The following is a 19,191-nucleotide window of genomic DNA, read 5'->3' as shown; positions in this document are numbered from 1 at the left end:
TTAGAACGTAACCAGACTTCCACTCCCCCAAACTTGGGGGTTAGGGGCCTAGCGACGACCGCCCATCCACTTAGCAGCAATCGCACCCAACGCAGCACCCACCATGGGGTTGCTCAGGAACTTCACCAGGAAAGGCTGGTCGGCCAGAACATCCTGGAAAATATCGGGGTGAGAGCGATAAGCAAAGGCAGCCAACTTGCTCACATCATCAGCACTCATGTGGCTGGCGTGGTGGGTTGACAGACCCAGTTGTCTCTCAATGTCCTTTTCAGAGAGACCGCGTTGCTTAAAGTGCTTCAGGAAATCACGGGCAACATCATCCCGCTGATTTGGCTGAATGCGGCTAATCGCTTGCTGGAGTTCTGGCTCCATTTGAGCGGAAGGAATGCGGTCGGGATGGAAAGAGCGACCAAACAAGCCCCGGCGCTCTTCGCGGCTAGAACGGTTAGCGAAATCATCAAAGTTGTCGTAGTTCTCAGCCGGAGCTGAAGCGTGGTTGTCGGGCAACTGCTCGACATCACCACCCGCCAGGTCATTCATAACCTGACGACGATATTCATTACTACTTGGCATGACTCAAACTCCTAATGTGCTTACTCGTACTCAATCCGATTGGCACTGTCGTCATAATTGGCCGTCAGGATTAATTTCTTGTCCGGCGCGTAGACCAAAACTTTCAAGTCGCGCTCCGGGAAATTACGACGGAATCCTTGGACCAAAGAAGACGCTAAATCGCGAACTTCAGTCGGACGAACTTGAGGAGCAATAACAACGCCTAGTTTGTTGTCATCACGCACGAAGGCATCTTTAACCATGCCTCGGCTCTTTTGCACTACCCATTCGCCAAAGTTCGCGCCAGTTGCAGATGTTCCCCGCTCTAGTTGGCTGTAGGGAGATTGCCCAACCTGGGTTTGCGCTGAGGGTAAGCTCCGAGGAGCCTGAGCAACTGAATTGCCTCCACAGGCAGTCGATAGGGTCAATACTAAAAAGAGAACACAAACAGTAAGAAGCTGTTTGCCTCGGCTCATAAAGTTCACTTAGTAACCTCCTGTTTCACAACAAAATGATTGGAATCGTTGGCAGCAACCCCAAGGGCGAAACCCAACAGTGGATTGCTACAGCTTGTGCCAATGCACTTTTAATCAAGCTTTAGACCAACAGAGGCAGGCCAGTTCCGACCTGCCCCTGACTCTAGCTATCGCCTGTAAATAAAGGCTTTAGATTCCACCCAGAATCTAAAACTAGGCGCGATCTACGATGTCTTTGGCTTTATCTTTCACGTCTTCTTTGACGTTACGAGCCTTGGCTTCGGCTTGCTTGGCTTGGCCTTCAGCTTGATGCTCGGGGTCTCCAGTGAGGTTCCCGAAAGCTTCTTGGGCTTTACCTTCGATATTTTTACCAGCTGCTTTTGCTTTTTCGTCAGCGCTCATACTATGCTCCTAGGCGTTGTCCGCCTTATCGAGGTCTTAATGTCTCAAGAATAGGAAGTAAATGAGCTGAAACTCTCTTTCAGAGGTTACATTCATTACTCTATCGAGAGAGATAGTACAATTGCTTATCAAAGTTCTTACAACTTGTAGCCGGGTCTTGAGCCTAGCTTGAGACAGGGGTTTGAGCCTAATAGAGCACTTTGAAAATCGCCTCTAAAAAGCTGCCTCTAAAAAATTGCCTGTTTAGAAACGCTCTTGTAAAGAATTCTGTAAACCTTTCTTTACAAATTGTTCTTGCCAGAAAGCATTTTGTACTTTTTTTATGCTAATTCCTGAGCTGGCTAACTAAATTCAGCTCAGGAACTCCAGCTCACCAGCCCATCGTGCCGATGCTGCCTTTGAAAGGGCCAACAATATCGCTTGTAACCCAGCCGCCGTAGAAATCGCCGGGTTGAGCCTGCACGCGTTCGCCATTGACATAACAAGCTTCCATCTTGCTTGGATAGACTGCAATGTAATCGCGAAGCGCCGCAAAGTAGGCTGTGGGCTCAGGATAATACCAGGCCCCATTGGGTAAGCTCTGCTCACCGACCGTAATCGTGTAATAGCGAGCGTTCCCTTTCCACTCGCAGAAGGTGGAACGAGGGCTGTCTTGGAAATATTCGCGCTTCACATCCTCCGGCGGGATGTAGTAAACCGGCGGATGACTAGTCTCCAGCACTCGCTTGGTACGGTTAGATTCGGCAATGACCACGCCGTTGAACACGACCTGAATTTGCTTGTCAGAATCCTCCAGCCGAGGCGGGCGAGGGTAATCCCAAACCGATTCCTGGCCGGGGCCGGGCTCAATACGGCGAGGTCCAAACACGGGAAACTCCTGCGAGGGTATGTAAGCTAGGGCTGTGTAAGACTACTGTACGTCTCAGGGCGACGGTCCCGGAAGAACTGCCAGGTGTGACGCACTTCCCGCACCAAATCCAGATCCAAATCCGCAATCACCACTTCATCCTGGTCCCGCGAACCCTGCGCCAAAATCTTGCCACGCGGATCGCAGAAATAGCTGGAGCCGTAGAACTCACCGATGTTCCAGGGCGCTTCCAGGCCAACCCGGTTATTCGCTCCCAAAAAGTAACCGTTGGCAACAGCGTGCGCAGGCTGTTCCAATCGCCACAAATACTCGCTCAAACCGGCAACGGTAGCACTAGGATTAAAAACAATTTCAGCACCGTTTAGTCCCAAAGCTCTTGCGCCTTCAGGAAAATGGCGGTCGTAGCAGATATAAACGCCAATCGTGGCAAAGCGAGTTTTAAAAACCGGATAACCTAGGTTGCCTGGTTTGAAATAGAACTTCTCCCAAAAGCCAGGATTCACCTGTGGCAAATGATTTTTGCGGTACTTGCCCAGATAGGTGCCATCAGCATCGATTACCGCAGCCGTGTTGTAGTAGATGCCTGTGATTTCTTTTTCATAAATAGGCACAATCAACACCATGCCGTACTGCTTAGCCTTCTCGCACAACAGCTGAATCGTGGGGCCATTGGGAATCTCTTCAGCCATGTCATACCAGCGTGGCGATTGCTCCGCCGCGAAGTAGGGACCCGTGAAAATCTCTTGGAAGCAGAGAATTTGCACGCCCTGAGTGGCAGCCTGCTCCAGGAAGCCAATGTGTTTGTCTAGATTGCCCTGGCGGATTTCTGCCAGCGATTTCTCGACGGGAACAGCATTCGTGGCCTGAGTAACAGCGCAACGCACAGTAGAAGACATAAAACAGAGCCGGTAGAAGGGCAAGTAAGCGAGCCAATAAAAGGAGCTAGCTAAAAGAGCCAACCAAAGGAGCCAACCAAAGGAGCCAGCCAAAGGCCGACGGGAGAGGAGTCGAGGTCAGACAACACCAGCCTACAAACTTCTCGCATTTGCTGTGTCGCTCCAGATACAACACGTTGGCAGCAGATCGACAATCCTGTTCGGCAACGGAGGATACTGAAGCTAACCGATGTGCTTCAGCCTAGTCGATGGAATTGCAACCGCCTGAAACGTCACTGCCCGGACCTGAGACCTCTGCACCTGAAACCTCTACACCAGAGGCGCCACCAGAAGAGGCAACGGATCCTGGCCTCGAAGGTCCTGTAATTGACATTGAGGGGCTGTGGCTGATTTACGGGAGTGGTTCCCAGCAGACTGTGGCTCTGCGCGATGTCAGTTTGCAGGTAGAGCAGGGCGAATTTATCTCTCTGGTGGGTCCTTCTGGCTGCGGCAAGACGACTTTGCTCCGGGTCTTGGCTGACCTGATCGAGCCGACCAGTGGCAGCGTTAGGATTCTGCGCGGTACGCCTCTAGAGGCTCGGCTGGAGCGGCAGTACGGCTATGTGTTTCAGTCCCCTGTGCTCTACGAGTGGCGTACAGTGCTCAAGAATGTGATGCTGCCTTTGGAAGTAATGGGCTTCCCGGCAACGGAGCGCAAGAGCCGAGCGCAGGCAATGCTCAAATTGGTGGGCCTGTCAGAGTTTGAGACTCGCTATCCCTGGCAGCTTTCCGGCGGTATGCAGCAGCGAGTTTCGATTGCGCGAGCGCTATCCTTCGACCCCGATTTGCTTTACATGGATGAACCCTTCGGAGCGCTGGATGAAATTACCCGCGAGCGCCTGAACCTGGAATTATTGCGGCTGTGGTCTACCACTGGCAAGACGGTGGTCTTCGTAACTCACTCGATCTCAGAAGCCGTTTTCCTGTCAACACGAGTTGTAGTTATGACACCACGTCCCGGCAAGATCGAGCAGATTGTCAACATTGATCTTCCGCAACCGCGCACGATGGACACGACAGAAACGCCAGAGTTTTTTGGTTACGTCACTCAGATTAAGGAGATTCTAAGAGCAGCTCACAGTTATGAGGCTGATTAATAAACAGACTCAGTATTGAGTGCTACCTTGGCCCGTCATCTAATTCCATTGCTAGAGCAATTCGAACCTAAATCTAGGCTCAAATCAGTGATTACCTCAGCCTTTGGGTAGACCCTAGCTTAGGCACAAAAACCTTTTGTTCTCTGTGTTCTGGGCATTGTTGCCAGCATCAGATCCAATACAAAAGCTCCAATACAATGTGAGCGTTGTCTCCAACCCAAGATAGAGCTATGAGCTGGATAGGGAGATCAACTGTTGTAGCCTGTTGTAGCCTGTGGCAGCAGGCTCTACCTGAGGGTGATGTTGAGACTCTGAGAAATTCCCTAGCCTTGAGATTAGTCTTTGTAAAAGCATAGGGAAGATATTTCTATGACAACTAACGTTTCTCCTGATTCTCCCAATCTCAAACGTGATACTCATACCTCGATCTGGACGGGTGCGCTCCTGATCGTTTTAGGGCTCGTTGCCATTGTCCTGCCCAATATTTCAACCTTTGTCGCAGAGACTTGGCTCGCTTTAATCTTGATTTCTACGGGCTCTGCTAAGCTGTTTTACTCATTCCAAACCCGTGACCAAGGCGGCTTCGTTTGGAAGCTGGTCCTGAGCATTCTCTACATCGGAACGGGTGTAATGCTGTTTACGAACCCCCTCACAGGCGTTCTCACCCTGACCCTGCTGCTCGGTAGCTTCTTGTTGGCCGAAGGCGCGTTTAACTTGATTCTGGCCTTCCGGTTGCGTCATAACCCCAACTGGTTCTGGGTACTGGTTGACGGTATCGTGACCCTAGCTTTAGGCGCCTTCATCTGGTTTGGCTGGCCCACCAATGCTCCGTGGCTCCTTGGTACAGCAGTCGGTGCTAGCATTCTTTCCACTGGCTTCTCCCGCGTGATGCTGGCGTTGAATGCCAATCCTGCTCCAAGTCAGCCTGACCAGACCGCTTCCGCTTAAGTTACTTTGGCTTCGATAATTGAATAAACAGTAAGGCAGCCGCAATGATGGCTGCCTTACTGTTTAATTGTCATTACGGCGCTTTCTTCAATTGATAAATGTCGAGGCTCAAGATTAGATAGGGTTCATGCTACTAGGCTCAATGAATAATCTTAGTGACCGCTGCTTCAAATTCCTCTAGTGCTTGAACACTTCCAACCTGCCAAGTACGTTCTACTGCAATAGGAGTAAGTTGAGTAACTGGTATGTTCGGGAAGTTAGGGCTAGTAGCAGACTCTACATATATTTCATTTTGAAGTAAATAGATAATTAATTTTCCAGCGCTGTAGATCCACACTTCTGGAACTCCAATAGCTGTGTAGGCATCGAGAGTTGTTCTTGAGGTTACATCTGTCTCGATAGCCAAATCAGGAGGTGGGTCATCCGATTGGAGCCTACGGCGACCAATCATGCGCTGATAATTCTGTATATAGAAGCAAGCATCAGGCTCAACTCCTGCCGTACCTTCCCGCTTAAAAGTTGTTGAACCAAATGGTTCGTACCCTTTGTTTGCTAGCTTTAGCAAACTCTTTACAATATCTGAAATTAAGTCTTTCGGCCTTTCGTGTTCAGGTAGAGGAACCATGATTTCCAACGTGCCCTGGCTGTAGGCAACCCGTGCGGCTCGTCTTTCACCCAACTCCTGCAAAATCGCCTCGAACTCCTGCCAACTAACATCTGGAATCGTCACGGCGCTACCAGGAGCCAGCCTCATTCGACTAACAGGTTTGACAATAGGGAGGGCAGCAGTCATAACGAGAATTGACAATCAGCCATCAGAGTTACACCACTAGGTTAATCAGGAAGGGTGGGCAATGCCCACCCCAAGCTTTGACACTAAGAAGCCTTGAATTTCTCGGTGATTCGCTTCATAGCCTCTTCTACATTTGCGCGGCTATTGAAAGCCGAAATGCGGAAGTAGCCCTCACCTGCGGCACCAAAGCCAGAGCCTGGCGTGCCGACCACATTGCAGGTATGCAGTAACTTGTCGAAAAATTCCCAACTGGACAAACCAGCAGGTGTTTTGACCCAAACATAGGGCGCATTCACACCGCCGTAGACGGCTATGCCAGCAGCTGTGAGTTGCTCACGAATGATGCGAGCATTCTCCATGTAGAACTGGATCAGGGCTTTGGTTTGCGCCTGTCCTTCTTCGGAATAAACGGCTTCCGCACCGCGTTGAACGATGTAGGACACGCCATTGAACTTAGTCGACTGGCGTCGGTTCCATAACTTCCAAAGTTCTACATCCGAGCCATCGGCTGCTTTTGCCGTGAGGGCTTTGGGTACTACAGTAAAGGCACAACGAGTGCCAGTAAAACCTGCATTTTTCGAGAACGAGCGGAACTCAATTGCACATTCCCTGGCCCCCTCAATCTCATAGATTGAATGGGGTAGATCTGGATCGGTAATGAAGGCTTCGTAGGCGGCATCAAAGAAGATGATTGAGCCATTAGCTCTGGCATAATCGACCCAGGCTTTCAGGTGCTCCCGTGTAGCAACGGCTCCCGTTGGGTTATTGGGAAAGCAGAGGTAGATCAAATCGACTTTCTGCGTGGGAATTTGAGCCGTGAAATTGTTGTCAGCCGTGATTGGCAAATACACTAAGCCCTCAAACTCGCCCTGTTCATTGGCAAGTCCCGTATGCCCTGCCATCACATTCGTATCCACGTACACAGGATAAACAGGGTCAGTGACGGCGATGGTATTGTTGTCACCGAAGATGTCGAGGATATTGCCGCAATCGCACTTGGAGCCGTCGGAGACGAAAATTTCCTCTGCTTCGACCGCACAGTTCCGTGCTTGGAAGTCTTGCGTCGCAATCTTCTCGCGTAACCAGGCATAGCCCTGTTCTGGGCCATAACCTCTGAAGCTGGCCTGTTCGCCCATGTCTTCAACAGCTTTGATCATGGCCGTGCGGCAAGCTTCCGGCAACGGTTCAGTCACATCACCGATGCCCAGCCGAATAATTTTGGCATCAGGATTTTCTGACGCAAAGGCATTGACTCGTCGAGCAATTTCTGGAAACAAGTAACCGGCTTTAAGCTTGAGGTAGTTATCGTTAATGGTTGCCACAGTGGATCGCTACAAGCCCCGTAAAATAATGGAGTGAGATAGACAAACTGAGATGGATGAATTGAGATGAATCAATGAGCTAAACATTGATTATCAAAATCCATCAAGAATCATAATACTTCTTGGCCTTTATTTTAGTCTTGGTTTTAGACCTTTATTGAGTGTCCATCCGAAGTTGGGCTGCCTTGAAAAGCACCTTTTCAAGGCTGACGAAGGCTGACGATTGAACCGTTAGCTGGACCGTTAGCTGGCCTGTTAGTTAGGTGATTAATCAGTCGTAAACTAGCAGTATAGAGTGGGGCTTCAGGCCGGTTTAACGCCAACCAACAGTGCTAGTTCTAACCACTTCCAATAACAATCGACATCCGCGAAGCCGACTTGTCTCAACCAGCCTAATTGCGTTTCCACATCCAGCAGCTTATTGGAAGGGTCGTCAGTGTGGGGGCTCTGGCCGATGGCGTAGAGAAAGCGTTCGTGCAGAGCAGGTGTGGGCGAGGCAACATGTTCTAGGTTGCAAAACACGCCGCCGGGCTCCAAAAGGTCAAAGATTTCCTCGTAGAGAGAGCGCTTGCGTTCGTGGGGGCAGTGATGAATCGCAAAGCTAGACACCACCACATCAAAGCAGCCCAGAGGTGGTAGAGGCTGATCGAAGTCATGCGCCACAATTTCGACGGTTGCGTCATCAGCAAAGCGGGCTTGGGCAGCTTGTAGCATCGCCGGGGAGAAATCGAGCGCCACGCCCTTGGTGTGAGGGCATTTCCGCTTCACTAGCGCTAGGAGCCGACCATCGCCAGTACCCAGATCCAGAACACGCTCGACATTTCTGGGGATTTGCTCAAGTAGCACGGCCTCGCCTTCAAGACGGTGAGGCAGTTGTTCAGCACGAGACAGATATCCCAATGCGTGCTCTGCCTGAGTCCACTGATTGACCATCGCCATTACTCGCTGTTGTACAGGGTTAGATGCTTAAAGTGAGAATTGACACACTGACCCCCAACCGGGAAGATTGGGCGACAGTCGCGGAACCAATGCACTAACTTGTCAAGACTCAATCTTAATTAGAGATTGAGTCTTCAGGTTCATACAGAACTCGATACAGAACTTGAGTATCGATCAAAACGGCGGTAAAGGCATGCTAGAGAAACTAACGATCACGCAAGGCGACATTACCCAGCAAAGCGTAGATGCCATTGTCAACGCGGCCAATAACTCTCTGCTGGGCGGAGGCGGCGTTGATGGGGCTATTCACCGCGCTGCTGGCCCCGAACTTCTGGCCGAGTGCCGTAGTTTGGGAGGTTGCCCCACGGGCCAAGCCAAAATTACGCGTGGCTATAACTTGCCTGCCCGTTGGGTTATTCATACCGTCGGTCCGGTCTGGCAGGGCGGCACCGCTAATGAGGACGAGCTGTTAGCGCATTGCTACCAGAGTTGTTTTGCCTTAGCAGAACAATACACTCTGAGCCGTCTAGCATTCCCTTCGATCAGTACAGGGGTTTACAATTTTCCAATTGAACAAGCTTGTAGAATTGCCCTCACTGAAATCAAGGCGGCTCTGGAGCGCAACCGTTCGCTCAACCAGGTTATAGTGGTTTGTTTTAACAACGGGGTCTATGGCCACTATCAAGCGGCTGTTGCCGAAATTTTTCAAGTTTGATTCAGGGAAGCTTCGAAAGTCGTTCAAACGCTGGTTCAAATTTGTGCGGAGACTCAAGCCTATGCGCATCGATGAAAGCTGGTACAAACGCCCCGCTAGCATTGCTGAACGGACCACCTCTGGCGGCGTGATCGTCCGCATCGAAAGTGGAAAAATCTATATCGCTCTGGTGCGCGAGGTTGGGCTCTACCATTACGTTCTACCGAAGGGTGGTGTAGAAGCGGGTGAAACTCTGGAGCAGGCAGCCTGGCGCGAAATTCAAGAAGAAGCTGGCCTGACCGAGTTGCAACTGATTAGCAAGCTCGATGTACGAGAACGGCTTGACTATCGCAAGCGTCGCTGGATCACGGCCCATTACTTCTTATTCTTGACCGAACAAGTTGATGGCGTTCCGACCGACCCCAAGCACCATTACAAGCTGGCTTGGGCGCCACTGGACACGATGCCGAAGCTGTTTTGGCCAGAGCAGCAGGACTTGATTCAGAAGAATCGCGACAAAATCATGGCGCTGCTGCAACCCCAATCGCCTTAGGTCGTTCGGTAGGCTATACATCGCTGAGCCATACATTCGGTGAGCTGGACACGTGTAGGCCAGATCTCAAATCACACAGACGGTTGAGCGGTCGTCAACTCAGTGAGTTTGAGCAGCATGGCATGGACTGATTCCGGCTGAGTTGGATTGACAATCACGACGGGTGGGTACTGTTCGCCGTAGCCCAAGGCGAGTGTCAGGTCTTCCTCAGTCCAGCAATCAGGACAGTCAGTGTGGGTCAGGCCAATCAACATGGGACGCTTTGAGCGTTCCTGCATGAAGCTGAGAATCTGGTGAGCGAGCCGAAAGTGGTCAGGACGATTGGCTGCTACTAATAGAACGTAGGCGTGGGCCTTGCGAATCAGAATGTCCCACATGAAATCAAAGCGGGGTTGACCCGGTGTGCCATACAGATGGAGTGACAGACCGGGTGGAATGGTCATGCGGCCAAAGTCGAGGGCTACTGTAGTTTGCGACTTCAATTGAGCTGTTACGTCAGTTGCTGTGCGGTCAGTGTCAACGACCTCAATCTCACTGATTGAGCGAATAAAGGTTGTCTTGCCCGAACCTACAGTCCCCGTCACGACGATACGCAGAACGGTCATCCGGCCTTCCCTTTCAAAAACTGACGAGAGGTTGCAACAGAGATGCTGGTGGCTTAGTGTCTATGGCTTAGTGTCTGTAGCTTAGTGTTTGTGCCGATAGCTGGCTCCACCTCTGCCAGCAAAAGGGGAAGTGCTACGTTGACGCTTGCGACGCTATATCTTGCGACACTATATTCAGTGCGCCCCGAGATTTAAACATAAGCAGACTGATCTTATGACCCTGGTTGACCAGTTGGAATTCAAGTAACAAAAAATCAAAGGCCGCCGGAGAGAGCCGGAGGTCCACTCAGTGCAAGGTCCACCCAGTGCAGAGGGGCATGGGTTGCAGAAGGAGGTCAATCTGCTGGACAAGAGCCTGCTTAGTCACCGGGGGAAAGTGCTCCCCCAGTTGCTAGGTCTTAAGTTGCCCAGTTTAAGTTGCTTAGAGCCATTAGCCAGAGCGGGAGCCTTAGAAGCCGCCTTGACCCATCAGACTTTAACCCCTCAGATCTCAGCCCCTCAGACCTCAACCCATGAGAACTGTTAGTTCGGTGACAACTCGCTTGATTTCCAAAAACAGAAGCCCTTGCTTAGCTGAGGAGCCAGCCAGCACCAGCAGCACTGCCTCGCTCCCGCAGCCCACCAGAATGCCGTAGCCTTTTTCGCCTTGCACAAAGATGCGCTCGACAACGCCACGTGCTAACTCAGCCCCGATCCGCTCTCCCAAGGAGAGCATGGCCGCTGACATTGCTGAGGTGCGCTCTTCGTCCATGCCACCGGGTAGTGAAGCGGCCAGAGGCAAGCCGTCTGGGGTTACCAAGACTGCGCCTTGAACATCTGGGGTGCCACTGACGAAGTTTCGCAGCACAGTCAACAGAGCATTTGCATTAATCATTGAGGGGGTCCTGAGTTGAGAGGGAATAGATGACTATGTCTGTATTTGTTGCGGTTGATGCCGCAGCAGAAAAGTCTAATTCAATAACTGCAGATTCTGGGCCATGAGGTAACGCAAGGCGCTCTTCTTGGCCTTGAACTATTAGACGTTTCAGTGCTCGCTATCACGGGTTGATGCACACCTAAATGACCTGACTCAATCTAATGCAGTAGTCAGCCCTTAATCAGCCAAAACGCAGTTTTCTAAACGTCTATGGAGGCGAACTGCAGCGCTTTGGCTCGCTTTGAGGATGCCTCACCCTATTGTTCAGTCTTGGGTTTCGCAATCAGGAAAAACAGGCTCAATATACTGTTGCAAATCGTTCAGAATTGCAACTGCGGCAGGAATCTTTCGGTTTGCTTCAGATTGACCGGAAGTCGATTTCTGGAGATCAGGGCCTAGCCACCAAAACTGATTTTTTAACTTCCACTCTGACGGAATATTTCCCTATAAGAGCGTTACTTGGGTATGAAACCCTCAACTTTTTGTGTTTAACTCTTGCCGTCACTACTGCTGGCTGTTAAGCTACGTGACAAGCTTTACAATTTTGCAAAGAGCAGGATGCAGAGTAAAGGGTGCTTCTGCTCGTAAGCCGCTCTACCCGGCTTAAAGTCTTTCCGACCTTTAAGATTATGAGTGGCTGGGTCAGTGGTGCCTACAAGATGGCGCCTACAAGAGACTACAAGGGTGCAATTGGCTCATGGTGATAGGCTGAGCGCCTGATTTACGTCAATGATTTGCGTCAAGGTCGGCTCATTGGGGCTGCTTGGCGCAATTCGGTGCCGTGGTTACATTTGCAAACCCTGAGATGGTACGCCATGCCTGTCTGTGGCGATCTGAAAGACTATCAGTTCACACAACTAGTTCAACTGCTCGACCGGGGAGTAAAAACAGGCCGTCTAGCAGTTCAATTGCCTCAGGCTCCTCAACCCACGCTTCTGATTTGGTTTCGAGAAGGACATGTCGTGGCGAGCACTGTGCAGGGGGAGCCCTCCGCGTTGGTCAAACTTATGGCCCAGCGCTGCTTGATCCATCAACACCAGGTGGGCTTGCTGCGCCAGCTCGCGCGCAGCTCTGTGCCTCTTGGGATGGCCCTTAAGACCGAGGGCATTCTCCTGCCCGAACATCTGCAATTGCTGTTCAGTTTGCAATTGCGTAACAGCTTTAATCGCTTGCTCTCGGCTTCAGCCGGGTGGTTCCGTTTTGAGGAGCGGCAAGCTGCCCCTCGTTCGGAGTTGACAGGGTTGAGCCTGCGGGGTCGAGAGGCGCTGGTTCTAGGTCTACGCCAATTGCAGGACTGGCAAGCCCTGCAACATCAGCTGTTAGCGCCGGGGGCGGTGGTTCGCCTTAAGCCTGCTTCCAATCCCAGCTTGCGGCTCAACTCTCTAGAGCGTCAGGTTTTGCAGCAGTTAGATCCTTGCTGCCAGGTTAGTGAGCTGGAGCGTCGAATGCCAGTTTCTGGTCAGCAGATTCGACAGGCGATCTTTCGGCTCCAAGTGCTCGATCTGGTTCAAGAAGATTTTGCTCGGTCCATTCATTCGCCCAAGCCTTTGGTGCTGCCTGGAATGCCACCTGACTTGCCTGTGCCTTGTGTAGAAGACCGCCAGGGGCTAGCTAGTGTGCCAGGCAATGAGCCTGGCAGTACCAGTCAAAGTGAGCAAGGTGAGCAAGTGCCAATTCTGCGAGCGTTTGTCGATTTTCTTAAAGGAGTTGCCTGATGTCGGCTGTACCGCTCTCTCAACCAGGTTCTGCTCAGCCTCGTGCTCTCAGCCAAATTTTGCGAGTGGTGATTACGGGTCCAGTCGGCGCAGGTAAGTCGACCTACATTGAAACCACCAGTGAGATCGAGGTCGTGCGCACCGAGCGCCAAGCTTGTACGCCTGCTACGCGTCGCTTAAAACCCGAAACCACAGTGGCCATGGACTTTGGTCGCATTACGCTAAACCCTCGCATGGCGGTTCATCTCTATGGCACACCGGGGCAAATGCGCTTTGACTTTATGTGGGACCTGTTGATCCAGCGAGCGCATGGCTATGTGCTGCTGGTGGCTGCACATCGACCGGCTCAGTTTGAGACGGCCCGCTACATTCACCGCTTCATGAGTGAGCGCACCCTGTCTCCCTGCGTCATTGGGCTTACCCATCTCGACTCACCGGATGCTTGGCCACCGGTAGAACTGCTGTTGGCTCTAGGTTTTGATCGGCAGACCTGCCCGCCTGTGATTGGCGTGAATACGCAGGAGCGCCGCTCGGTAGCGCGTAGTTTACTGCTGTTGGCCCAACATATGAGCCGTTCGCGCCAAAGCACCAAAGCACCAACCCAGCCGCCTACTAATCCGGCTTCCCCGCCGATTGCCTTTTCTGCCTGAGTCAAGCTGGCCCTTCTAGCTCACTTCGCCTCAGGAAATTGACCGGGAGCTATTTGACTTGATTTGGCAAAGTCTTTGGCAGCTCTTTGCCCACCAGCATTGAGTCAACCGGCCCCTGAAGCAGTGCCTCCCAAACCACTGCTGGAGGAATGGGTCTGAAATCTGCTTGCCTCCAGCCAGCTTTTAGTTGAAGCCCACCAATTTCTGGTTTGGTCTGGCTGGAGCTAGATCGGTCGGGCCAACATTTGATGTTGACGCGCTAACTTTTAGTTTGACCGCGCCAATATTTAATGTTGGCAGGGCAGCTTTTAAATTGGCAGGGCTGAAACTTGATCTTGTTGGACTTGCACGTACTAAAGAAACCAAGAGAAGCTTCAAAAAATCTGCGCAGGAAGAATGGTAGGTCAACGAGATGCTCTCTAGAGAGCCAGTCCCTTCTGGGGAGCAGGCTTCTGGGGAGTTAGCTTCTGGGGAGTTAGTCGCTCAAGTGCTAACCCTGCCAAAACACACAGTCTCGCTGGCGTTGGCCTAAAGATTGGGTTAGGGTTAATAACTGCTCTTGAGAGAGCAATTGCTTGGCATAGGTTAAGTTAAGCGGCTGCCTGGACGTATAGGTAAAAAACAAGGCCTTGCGTTCTGACGCAACGGGCAATCTACCTCGATGAAAGATGCTGCCTGTATCCGCAAAAACTACTGTGCCAGCTGGCCCCACGCAAGCTTTCCAGTCCTGTCTGGGAACTACAGACTTAACTGCCCTATCCACCGAAGCTTTATGCAAGCGATGGGAATGATACTTTAACCATTGAACAGGGGCAATAGAATTCTTGGCGATGTATTCAAAGGGTCCTCCCTCTTGGTCTACTTCATTTAAATAGACAATAATTCTAATCATCCGGCGGTCTTCGAGATCCTGATGCCAAAGGCGAGTAGCAACTTCCCTTCCATTCGCCACTTCTCGGCGACAGGAAACGCCTAAATAGGCCACAGGGACGCCGATGTAAGTTTCAACGATATTGAGAAGCTGTTGATCCAGCCCTGCTAAAAACAGCTCTGGATAATGCGAGATCTGTTCGGGTGTGGCATAAACCGAATGTCTACCTCGCCTGGTGACTCGGTTTGCTTCTAGTTCCTGGAACAAGCCGCAAGCTGCTTGCAACAGTTGGGCTGTTGAGGGCAGAGACAACGCCGCAAGCGAGGTTACGTAAGCGCCCTCAGACCGCAAGGTATTAACAATAGAATGCTCGCTTGCGGATAGCTTGGGCAGGTGACTGGCATATTTAAGTAGTTCTGTCCGATAGCGAAACTCTGAAGGGAGTTGTAAAACTTTCTGCCGGACTCGTCGCAGCAAACCTTGATAATTTTGGGTGCTGATGGGCTTGAGAGATTTCTGAATCAGGCTTGACATCTCTTGCCGACCTTCTAAGTCTTGTGCAATTTCAGGTCACTAGATCTGTAGTGAAGTTAAATACAAGGCGAGTTCACCTGCTTTAACGCTTAAGAGGTGAACGAATACAAATAGGCAAATGCAGCCCCAAGCTAGCCTAAGACTTGCGATGTCCACAGGCTTTAGCTAGATCTTCAGACTGTTATGAAAAACTAGTATGGTTGTCGAAAAATATCTTGATCTGCTATTTGAGGCCAGAGCGAAGGATCCAGTCTAAAGAAGCTCTTGTTATCTGACTTGCTGTTGCGGTCTAAGCTTGAGATCTAATCTTGGGTTTAAGCTTATCTGGCCTTTCAGAATAAGTGATAGCTTGCCTTCAATCGCTGTCTTCAATTTGCTGCTTTCAATTCGAAACCTTCCAAGAATCTGAGAGCCTGATGACTATTTCTTTGTCTTTTTTGTCTTTAAAACGGTGAGGGGCACACAAACGTGTGCCCCTCACCTAAGCATTATCTAAAAATGCGCTTACACGATTGCCGTTAGCGCTTCTGCCACAATTGTCAGCGCTCGATCGATCTCCTCAGCCGTGACAATCAGCGGCGGCACAAAGCGCACTACCTTGGGGCCTGCGGGCACCAGCAATAGACCTTGCTCCAAAGCAGTTTTGACCAAGGCCGGTGCAGTCAAGCCATTGTCTTCTTTCAGCACCAATCCCTGGATCAGACCCCAACCGCGTGCGTGATCAAGCAGATTCGGGAAACGGGATACCAGCTCATTCAAACCTGCCTGCAATTGAGCACCTCGCTCTGCGGCATTCTCAATCAAGCCATCACTGACCAGCGTCTGAGCAACACAGAGGCCAGCCGCGCAGGCAAGAGGATTACCCCCAAAGGTGCTGGCATGGTCGCCAGGGCCGAAAACATTGCAGAACTCCTTGCACAGCATGGCCCCAATCGGCACGCCACCGCCCAAGGCCTTGGCAGAAGTGAAAATATCTGGCTCAATGCCCAGGTTTTCATAGCCCCAGAGCTTGCCACTACGGCCCATCCCTACCTGCACTTCGTCCAGGATGAGCAGAATCCCTTTCTCGTTGCAGAGTTCGCGGATGCGTTGGAAATAGGCTCGGTCGCCAGGACGGACACCGCCCTCACCCTGCAAAGCTTCAAGCAGAATGGCGCAGACACGGCCCTCTAGCGCTTCAACTGCTGCCTCTAAAGCTGCCAAGTCGTTATAGGGGACGTAGTGGAACCCCGGCATCAGGGGGTCAAAGTTCTTTTGATATTTGGGCTGGCCTGTAGCCGTGATCGTCGCCAGCGTGCGTCCGTGGAAGCTAGCAAGGGCTGTGATAATCACCGGCTCACTGATGCCCCGCTGAATGTGGGCATACTTGCGGGCCAACTTGATCGCAGCTTCGTTTGCTTCTGCACCAGAGTTACAGAAGAAGGCTCGGTCCGCGCAGGAGTGTTCGACCAGCCACTGCGCCAGTTGCCCCTGCTCGGGAATGTAGTAGAGATTGGAAACGTGATGCAGCTTGCGCATCTGCTGACTCACGGCATCAATCAGAGCCGGATGGGCATGACCCAGCGCACAGGTGGCAATTCCAGCCACAAAATCTAGATACTCCCGGCCTTCGGTGTCCCAAACTCGGCAGCCTTCACCACGCTCCAGCACCACAGGGAACCGGGCATAGGTCGTCATCACATGGGCATCAAACTGCTCCGCCTCAGTAGAGGCTTGGTGTTGAGCGGTTGGTTGCAAAGAGACGGGCTGGACCAAGGCTTCTGGACTCACTGGACCCTCAAGGATTTAGTTGGCTGAGTAACTATTTTGGCCCGGTTTTCGAACAGGCTCCTTCCATTATTTCCATGTTTGCCAACGGTTGCTGTTGTCAAGTCCCCTAATCTTGTCAGGAGCCGATGGCAATTAAGCCCTTGGGGATCTTAAATAGCTACCTCCAGAACTCCAAACACCTTGAGCTTCAGAGAACTTGGGCTGTAGGCATTTTGAGCTTCAGGTAGTTTGGCCTTCGGTGTTTCGGGCTCTAGGCGTTTGGGCTTTAGGCATCTGGAAAAATGCCCATACTGGCCAGACGAGCATAAACGCGACGGCGTACCGCTTCGGCCTCAGCTGATTGATCGGCCTCAATCAAATCCAATGCTCGACGGTAGTGACCGGCAGCCAAGTTCCAGTCCCCCATCTGATGCCGAGCTAGGCCAGACTCAGCGTAGGCATGAGCCTTGAGCAGTGCAGGCTTGAGCTTGCGCTGCTCCGAGAGCATGAGCGCGTAGTCAAAGCTGGTGATTGCCAGTTCAAACTCGCCTAGAAGGCGGAAAATCATGCCCTGGTTGATGTAGGTGCTGATGTCCTCGGGGTTTAGGCAGAGGGCTTCGTCGTAGTCAGTAAGTGCATCACTATACTGGCCGAGAATGGCGTAGAGATTGCCTCGTTGGTTGTAGAGGCTGACACTGGGGCAGGTTTGGATTTGCTCGGTGAGAGCGGTAATCGAGCGACGCAAGCGAATTTGCGTCAGGCGAGACAGTGAACGCTGGTGTAGGGATGAAACCCGTGCATGGGGACGACGACGGATGCGCAGACCTGTCCGTAGCTGGACTGGCCGGGACAAACCAAATTGGGTAGAAGTAAGACTAACCTTCATGGTGATAGCTCCCTGGGTGAGTGACCCACACTCGCACCTTAGGCAATTCAACCGGATCGCAGTGCCACACCTGTGTCACTTTTGTGGCAGGACTCTGCCACGCGTTACAGCTGTCGGTGCCTACCTAACTGTTGCCAGAGGCTGGGTGCTAGAACTATCGATACTTTCAGGGTTCTGACGAAGAATCCGGCATCTATCTAAATAGGTAGCGAACCTTACCCATCAACTCATCCCTTTGGGGGTGCACAAAAGCCAATTCGAAAACTGGCTCACTTCTGCTTGCAATTCTGTAATTTCTTTGAAGTCGGCCCTTTTTTAGGATGGGCTTCCTAAGATCGGGATATGGGGGTGTGTAGTCGGGCCCTGTCCTAAGGTTGCTAGCCTGAGATTGCTAGCCTCAAGTAGCTAGGTTGTTCTTGCCCGCCGTCACCCGATTATTTGCTGTTCGTCTTAACTGGCTTACTACTTGGTTATTTGCTTTGGGCTACTTGCTTCTGGATTATTTGGCCTTAGCCATTTGCTCACTGGTAATTTCTTGGGGCGGGCTTGAGCCTAGGCATTTCAAGACATTTCAAGACATTTTGTTCTTAACTTTTACATTTCCCCATGGTGGATAACACGCAACTACCTCCTGCCCAGGAACTGGCGATTAGCCGTGACCTGATGACTTTGTCACGCCATGTGCTACAGCAAGTGGGCGGTGGCAGTTATGACGCTCAGGCGCAGGATCTCAGCGCTTTGATGGGGCGCATCGCCCTAGCAGGCAAACTCATCTCTCGCCATCTCAGCCGTTCAGGTCTAGTAGAAGATGCCCTTGGTTCAACCGGCTCGGTGAACGTGCAGGGCGAAGAAGTCAAAAAGATGGACCAGTACGCCAATCGGATCTTCATTCGCGCCTTGGAGCAGAGTGGCTTAGTCTGCCGTCTAGCCTCAGAGGAGATGGAGAAACCCTATTACATCCCCGAAAACTGCCCGGTTGGACGCTACACCTTGCTGTTTGACCCCATTGATGGGTCCTCCAACATTGATGTGAATCTGGCGGTTGGCTCTATTTTCTCGGTGCGTCAGCAAGAAGGCAATGACGAAACTGGCGAAGCCTTAGATCTGTTGCAGGACGGGCGCAAGCAACTGGCTGCAGGCTATATCCTGTACGGCTCCGGCACCGTGTTGGTCTACACAATTGGTAAGGGGGTCCACTCGTTCTACCTGGATCCCAGCTTGGGTGAATTTATTCTGGTCCAAGAGAATATTCAGGTTCCATCGACGGGCAACACCTACAGCATTAACGAGGGCAATTTCTGCTCTTGGCCAGAGTCAATTCGTCAGTATGTTATGCATTTGCACCGGACCCCCGGCTACACCTCCCGCTACTCCGGAGCGTTGGTGGCCGATATGCATCGCATTTTGATGTTGGGTGGGGTGTATTTGTATCCCGGCACTGAAAGTCACCCCGATGGCAAGCTGAGACTGCTCTACGAAACCGCACCGATGGCCTTTTTGATGGAACAGGCTGGCGGTAGGGCCAGCACTGGCACTCAAAACGTGCTCGACGTGATCCCGAAGAAACTCCATCAACGGACGCCGCTTATTATCGGTAGCCCGGACGATGTAGCTCTAGTGGAATCTTTCGTAGGCTCGGGGGCATCGGCTCAAGAACCTGTTCAAGTCAGCGAACTCAGAAGGTAA

At 51.6% G+C, this 19,191-nt stretch carries 21 protein-coding genes; 8 read left to right on the top strand and 13 right to left on the bottom strand.

Annotated features, from left to right (window positions below; all coding sequences use genetic code 11):
* Positions 1–48 precede the first annotated feature (48 nt).
* The 5 genes from H6F94_RS22410 to H6F94_RS22390 form a co-directional block, all read right to left on the bottom strand.
* Positions 49–573, bottom strand: coding sequence for a hypothetical protein (locus H6F94_RS22410; RefSeq protein WP_190804450.1), 525 nt, complete (start codon positions 571–573; stop codon positions 49–51).
* Positions 574–593: 20 nt separating this feature from the next.
* Positions 594–1,028 carry a hypothetical protein gene (locus H6F94_RS22405; RefSeq protein ID WP_199320620.1) on the bottom strand — a complete coding sequence of 145 codons (435 nt, stop codon included), beginning with the start codon at positions 1,026–1,028 and terminating at the stop codon, positions 594–596.
* A 213-nt stretch (positions 1,029–1,241) separates the two neighbouring features.
* Positions 1,242–1,430, bottom strand: coding sequence for a CsbD family protein (locus H6F94_RS22400; protein WP_190804448.1), 189 nt, complete (start codon positions 1,428–1,430; stop codon positions 1,242–1,244).
* A gap of 370 nt (positions 1,431–1,800) precedes the next feature.
* Positions 1,801–2,298 (bottom strand): DUF427 domain-containing protein, encoded by a 498-nt coding sequence (locus H6F94_RS22395; RefSeq protein WP_190804447.1) that lies wholly within the window; start codon positions 2,296–2,298, stop codon positions 1,801–1,803.
* 26 nt (positions 2,299–2,324) lie between these two features.
* Complete coding sequence (locus H6F94_RS22390; RefSeq protein ID WP_190804446.1) at positions 2,325–3,194, bottom strand: nitrilase-related carbon-nitrogen hydrolase; 870 nt, start codon at positions 3,192–3,194, stop codon at positions 2,325–2,327.
* Between the two features lie 248 nt (positions 3,195–3,442).
* Between H6F94_RS22390 and H6F94_RS22385 the strand changes: the two genes are divergently transcribed.
* Both H6F94_RS22385 and H6F94_RS22380 read left to right on the top strand, forming a co-directional pair.
* On the top strand, positions 3,443–4,330 hold the full coding sequence (locus H6F94_RS22385; protein ID WP_190804445.1) for an ABC transporter ATP-binding protein: 888 nt from the start codon (positions 3,443–3,445) through the stop codon (positions 4,328–4,330).
* 369 nt (positions 4,331–4,699) lie between these two features.
* Positions 4,700–5,278 carry an HdeD family acid-resistance protein gene (locus H6F94_RS22380; RefSeq protein WP_190804444.1) on the top strand — a complete coding sequence of 193 codons (579 nt, stop codon included), beginning with the start codon at positions 4,700–4,702 and terminating at the stop codon, positions 5,276–5,278.
* Between the two features lie 139 nt (positions 5,279–5,417).
* Here H6F94_RS22380 and H6F94_RS22375 read toward each other — a convergent pair whose 3' ends face one another.
* The 3 genes from H6F94_RS22375 to H6F94_RS22365 form a co-directional block, all read right to left on the bottom strand.
* Positions 5,418–6,071: a Uma2 family endonuclease gene (locus H6F94_RS22375; protein ID WP_190804443.1), complete on the bottom strand. Its 654-nt coding sequence runs from the start codon at positions 6,069–6,071 to the stop codon at positions 5,418–5,420.
* 83 nt (positions 6,072–6,154) lie between these two features.
* Positions 6,155–7,393 (bottom strand): LL-diaminopimelate aminotransferase, encoded by a 1,239-nt coding sequence (locus H6F94_RS22370; protein WP_190804442.1) that lies wholly within the window; start codon positions 7,391–7,393, stop codon positions 6,155–6,157.
* Positions 7,394–7,696: 303 nt separating this feature from the next.
* Entirely contained in the window at positions 7,697–8,326 is a 630-nt protein-coding gene (locus H6F94_RS22365) for a class I SAM-dependent methyltransferase (protein ID WP_190804441.1), read from the bottom strand.
* 169 nt (positions 8,327–8,495) lie between these two features.
* On the opposite strand from H6F94_RS22365, the gene H6F94_RS22360 reads away from it, so the two are divergent.
* Positions 8,496–9,047, top strand: a complete 552-nt coding sequence (locus H6F94_RS22360; RefSeq protein WP_242041334.1) for an O-acetyl-ADP-ribose deacetylase — start codon at positions 8,496–8,498, stop codon at positions 9,045–9,047.
* Positions 9,048–9,108: 61 nt separating this feature from the next.
* Positions 9,109–9,579, top strand: a complete 471-nt coding sequence (locus H6F94_RS22355; RefSeq protein WP_190804440.1) for an NUDIX hydrolase — start codon at positions 9,109–9,111, stop codon at positions 9,577–9,579.
* Positions 9,580–9,650: 71 nt separating this feature from the next.
* Here H6F94_RS22355 and H6F94_RS22350 read toward each other — a convergent pair whose 3' ends face one another.
* Together H6F94_RS22350 and H6F94_RS22345 are read right to left on the bottom strand one after the other, a co-directional pair.
* Positions 9,651–10,184 (bottom strand): GTP-binding protein, encoded by a 534-nt coding sequence (locus tag H6F94_RS22350; protein ID WP_190804439.1) that lies wholly within the window; start codon positions 10,182–10,184, stop codon positions 9,651–9,653.
* A gap of 505 nt (positions 10,185–10,689) precedes the next feature.
* Positions 10,690–11,058, bottom strand: coding sequence for a roadblock/LC7 domain-containing protein (locus H6F94_RS22345; protein ID WP_190804438.1), 369 nt, complete (start codon positions 11,056–11,058; stop codon positions 10,690–10,692).
* Between the two features lie 857 nt (positions 11,059–11,915).
* On the opposite strand from H6F94_RS22345, the gene H6F94_RS22340 reads away from it, so the two are divergent.
* From H6F94_RS22340 to H6F94_RS22330, 3 genes are all read left to right on the top strand, one after another.
* Positions 11,916–12,815, top strand: a complete 900-nt coding sequence (locus tag H6F94_RS22340) for a DUF4388 domain-containing protein (protein ID WP_190804437.1) — start codon at positions 11,916–11,918, stop codon at positions 12,813–12,815.
* Positions 12,815–13,465: a GTP-binding protein gene (locus tag H6F94_RS22335; protein WP_190804436.1), complete on the top strand. Its 651-nt coding sequence runs from the start codon at positions 12,815–12,817 to the stop codon at positions 13,463–13,465. Before H6F94_RS22340 ends, H6F94_RS22335 begins: the two co-directional genes overlap by 1 nt.
* A gap of 187 nt (positions 13,466–13,652) precedes the next feature.
* A complete protein-coding gene (locus tag H6F94_RS22330; RefSeq protein WP_190804435.1) occupies positions 13,653–13,868 on the top strand; it encodes a hypothetical protein in 216 nt (71 codons plus the stop codon).
* Positions 13,869–13,955: 87 nt separating this feature from the next.
* On the opposite strand, the gene H6F94_RS22325 is transcribed toward H6F94_RS22330, so the two are convergent.
* The 3 genes from H6F94_RS22325 to H6F94_RS22315 form a co-directional block, all read right to left on the bottom strand.
* Complete coding sequence (locus H6F94_RS22325) at positions 13,956–14,870, bottom strand: phytanoyl-CoA dioxygenase family protein (protein ID WP_190804434.1); 915 nt, start codon at positions 14,868–14,870, stop codon at positions 13,956–13,958.
* Between the two features lie 504 nt (positions 14,871–15,374).
* Positions 15,375–16,640, bottom strand: coding sequence for an aspartate aminotransferase family protein (locus H6F94_RS22320; RefSeq protein WP_190804433.1), 1,266 nt, complete (start codon positions 16,638–16,640; stop codon positions 15,375–15,377).
* A 265-nt stretch (positions 16,641–16,905) separates the two neighbouring features.
* Complete coding sequence (locus H6F94_RS22315; protein WP_190804432.1) at positions 16,906–17,505, bottom strand: tetratricopeptide repeat protein; 600 nt, start codon at positions 17,503–17,505, stop codon at positions 16,906–16,908.
* Positions 17,506–18,111: 606 nt separating this feature from the next.
* Between H6F94_RS22315 and fbp the strand changes: the two genes are divergently transcribed.
* On the top strand, positions 18,112–19,191 hold the full coding sequence (fbp, locus tag H6F94_RS22310) for a class 1 fructose-bisphosphatase (RefSeq protein WP_190804431.1): 1,080 nt from the start codon (positions 18,112–18,114) through the stop codon (positions 19,189–19,191).

This window comes from Leptolyngbya sp. FACHB-261, assembly GCF_014696065.1.
GTDB lineage: Bacteria > Cyanobacteriota > Cyanobacteriia > FACHB-261 > FACHB-261 > FACHB-261.
This window is presented reverse-complemented; position numbering and strand designations above follow the sequence as displayed.

What these genes read in the sequence shown, in the direction of transcription:
- H6F94_RS22410 (WP_190804450.1), bottom strand. Translation starts at nt 573, where the DNA reads ATGCCAAGTAGTAATGAATATCGTCGTCAGGTTATGAATGACCTGGCG.
- H6F94_RS22405 (WP_199320620.1), bottom strand. Translation starts at nt 1,028, where the DNA reads ATGAGCCGAGGCAAACAGCTTCTTACTGTTTGTGTTCTCTTTTTAGTA.
- H6F94_RS22400 (WP_190804448.1), bottom strand. Translation starts at nt 1,430, where the DNA reads ATGAGCGCTGACGAAAAAGCAAAAGCAGCTGGTAAAAATATCGAAGGT.
- H6F94_RS22390 (WP_190804446.1), bottom strand. Translation starts at nt 3,194, where the DNA reads ATGTCTTCTACTGTGCGTTGCGCTGTTACTCAGGCCACGAATGCTGTT.
- H6F94_RS22385 (WP_190804445.1), top strand. Translation starts at nt 3,443, where the DNA reads ATGGAATTGCAACCGCCTGAAACGTCACTGCCCGGACCTGAGACCTCT.
- H6F94_RS22380 (WP_190804444.1), top strand. Translation starts at nt 4,700, where the DNA reads ATGACAACTAACGTTTCTCCTGATTCTCCCAATCTCAAACGTGATACT.
- H6F94_RS22375 (WP_190804443.1), bottom strand. Translation starts at nt 6,071, where the DNA reads ATGACTGCTGCCCTCCCTATTGTCAAACCTGTTAGTCGAATGAGGCTG.
- H6F94_RS22365 (WP_190804441.1), bottom strand. Translation starts at nt 8,326, where the DNA reads ATGGTCAATCAGTGGACTCAGGCAGAGCACGCATTGGGATATCTGTCT.
- H6F94_RS22355 (WP_190804440.1), top strand. Translation starts at nt 9,109, where the DNA reads ATGCGCATCGATGAAAGCTGGTACAAACGCCCCGCTAGCATTGCTGAA.
- H6F94_RS22350 (WP_190804439.1), bottom strand. Translation starts at nt 10,184, where the DNA reads ATGACCGTTCTGCGTATCGTCGTGACGGGGACTGTAGGTTCGGGCAAG.
- H6F94_RS22345 (WP_190804438.1), bottom strand. Translation starts at nt 11,058, where the DNA reads ATGATTAATGCAAATGCTCTGTTGACTGTGCTGCGAAACTTCGTCAGT.
- H6F94_RS22340 (WP_190804437.1), top strand. Translation starts at nt 11,916, where the DNA reads ATGCCTGTCTGTGGCGATCTGAAAGACTATCAGTTCACACAACTAGTT.
- H6F94_RS22335 (WP_190804436.1), top strand. Translation starts at nt 12,815, where the DNA reads ATGTCGGCTGTACCGCTCTCTCAACCAGGTTCTGCTCAGCCTCGTGCT.
- H6F94_RS22325 (WP_190804434.1), bottom strand. Translation starts at nt 14,870, where the DNA reads ATGTCAAGCCTGATTCAGAAATCTCTCAAGCCCATCAGCACCCAAAAT.
- H6F94_RS22315 (WP_190804432.1), bottom strand. Translation starts at nt 17,505, where the DNA reads ATGAAGGTTAGTCTTACTTCTACCCAATTTGGTTTGTCCCGGCCAGTC.
- fbp (WP_190804431.1), top strand. Translation starts at nt 18,112, where the DNA reads ATGGTGGATAACACGCAACTACCTCCTGCCCAGGAACTGGCGATTAGC.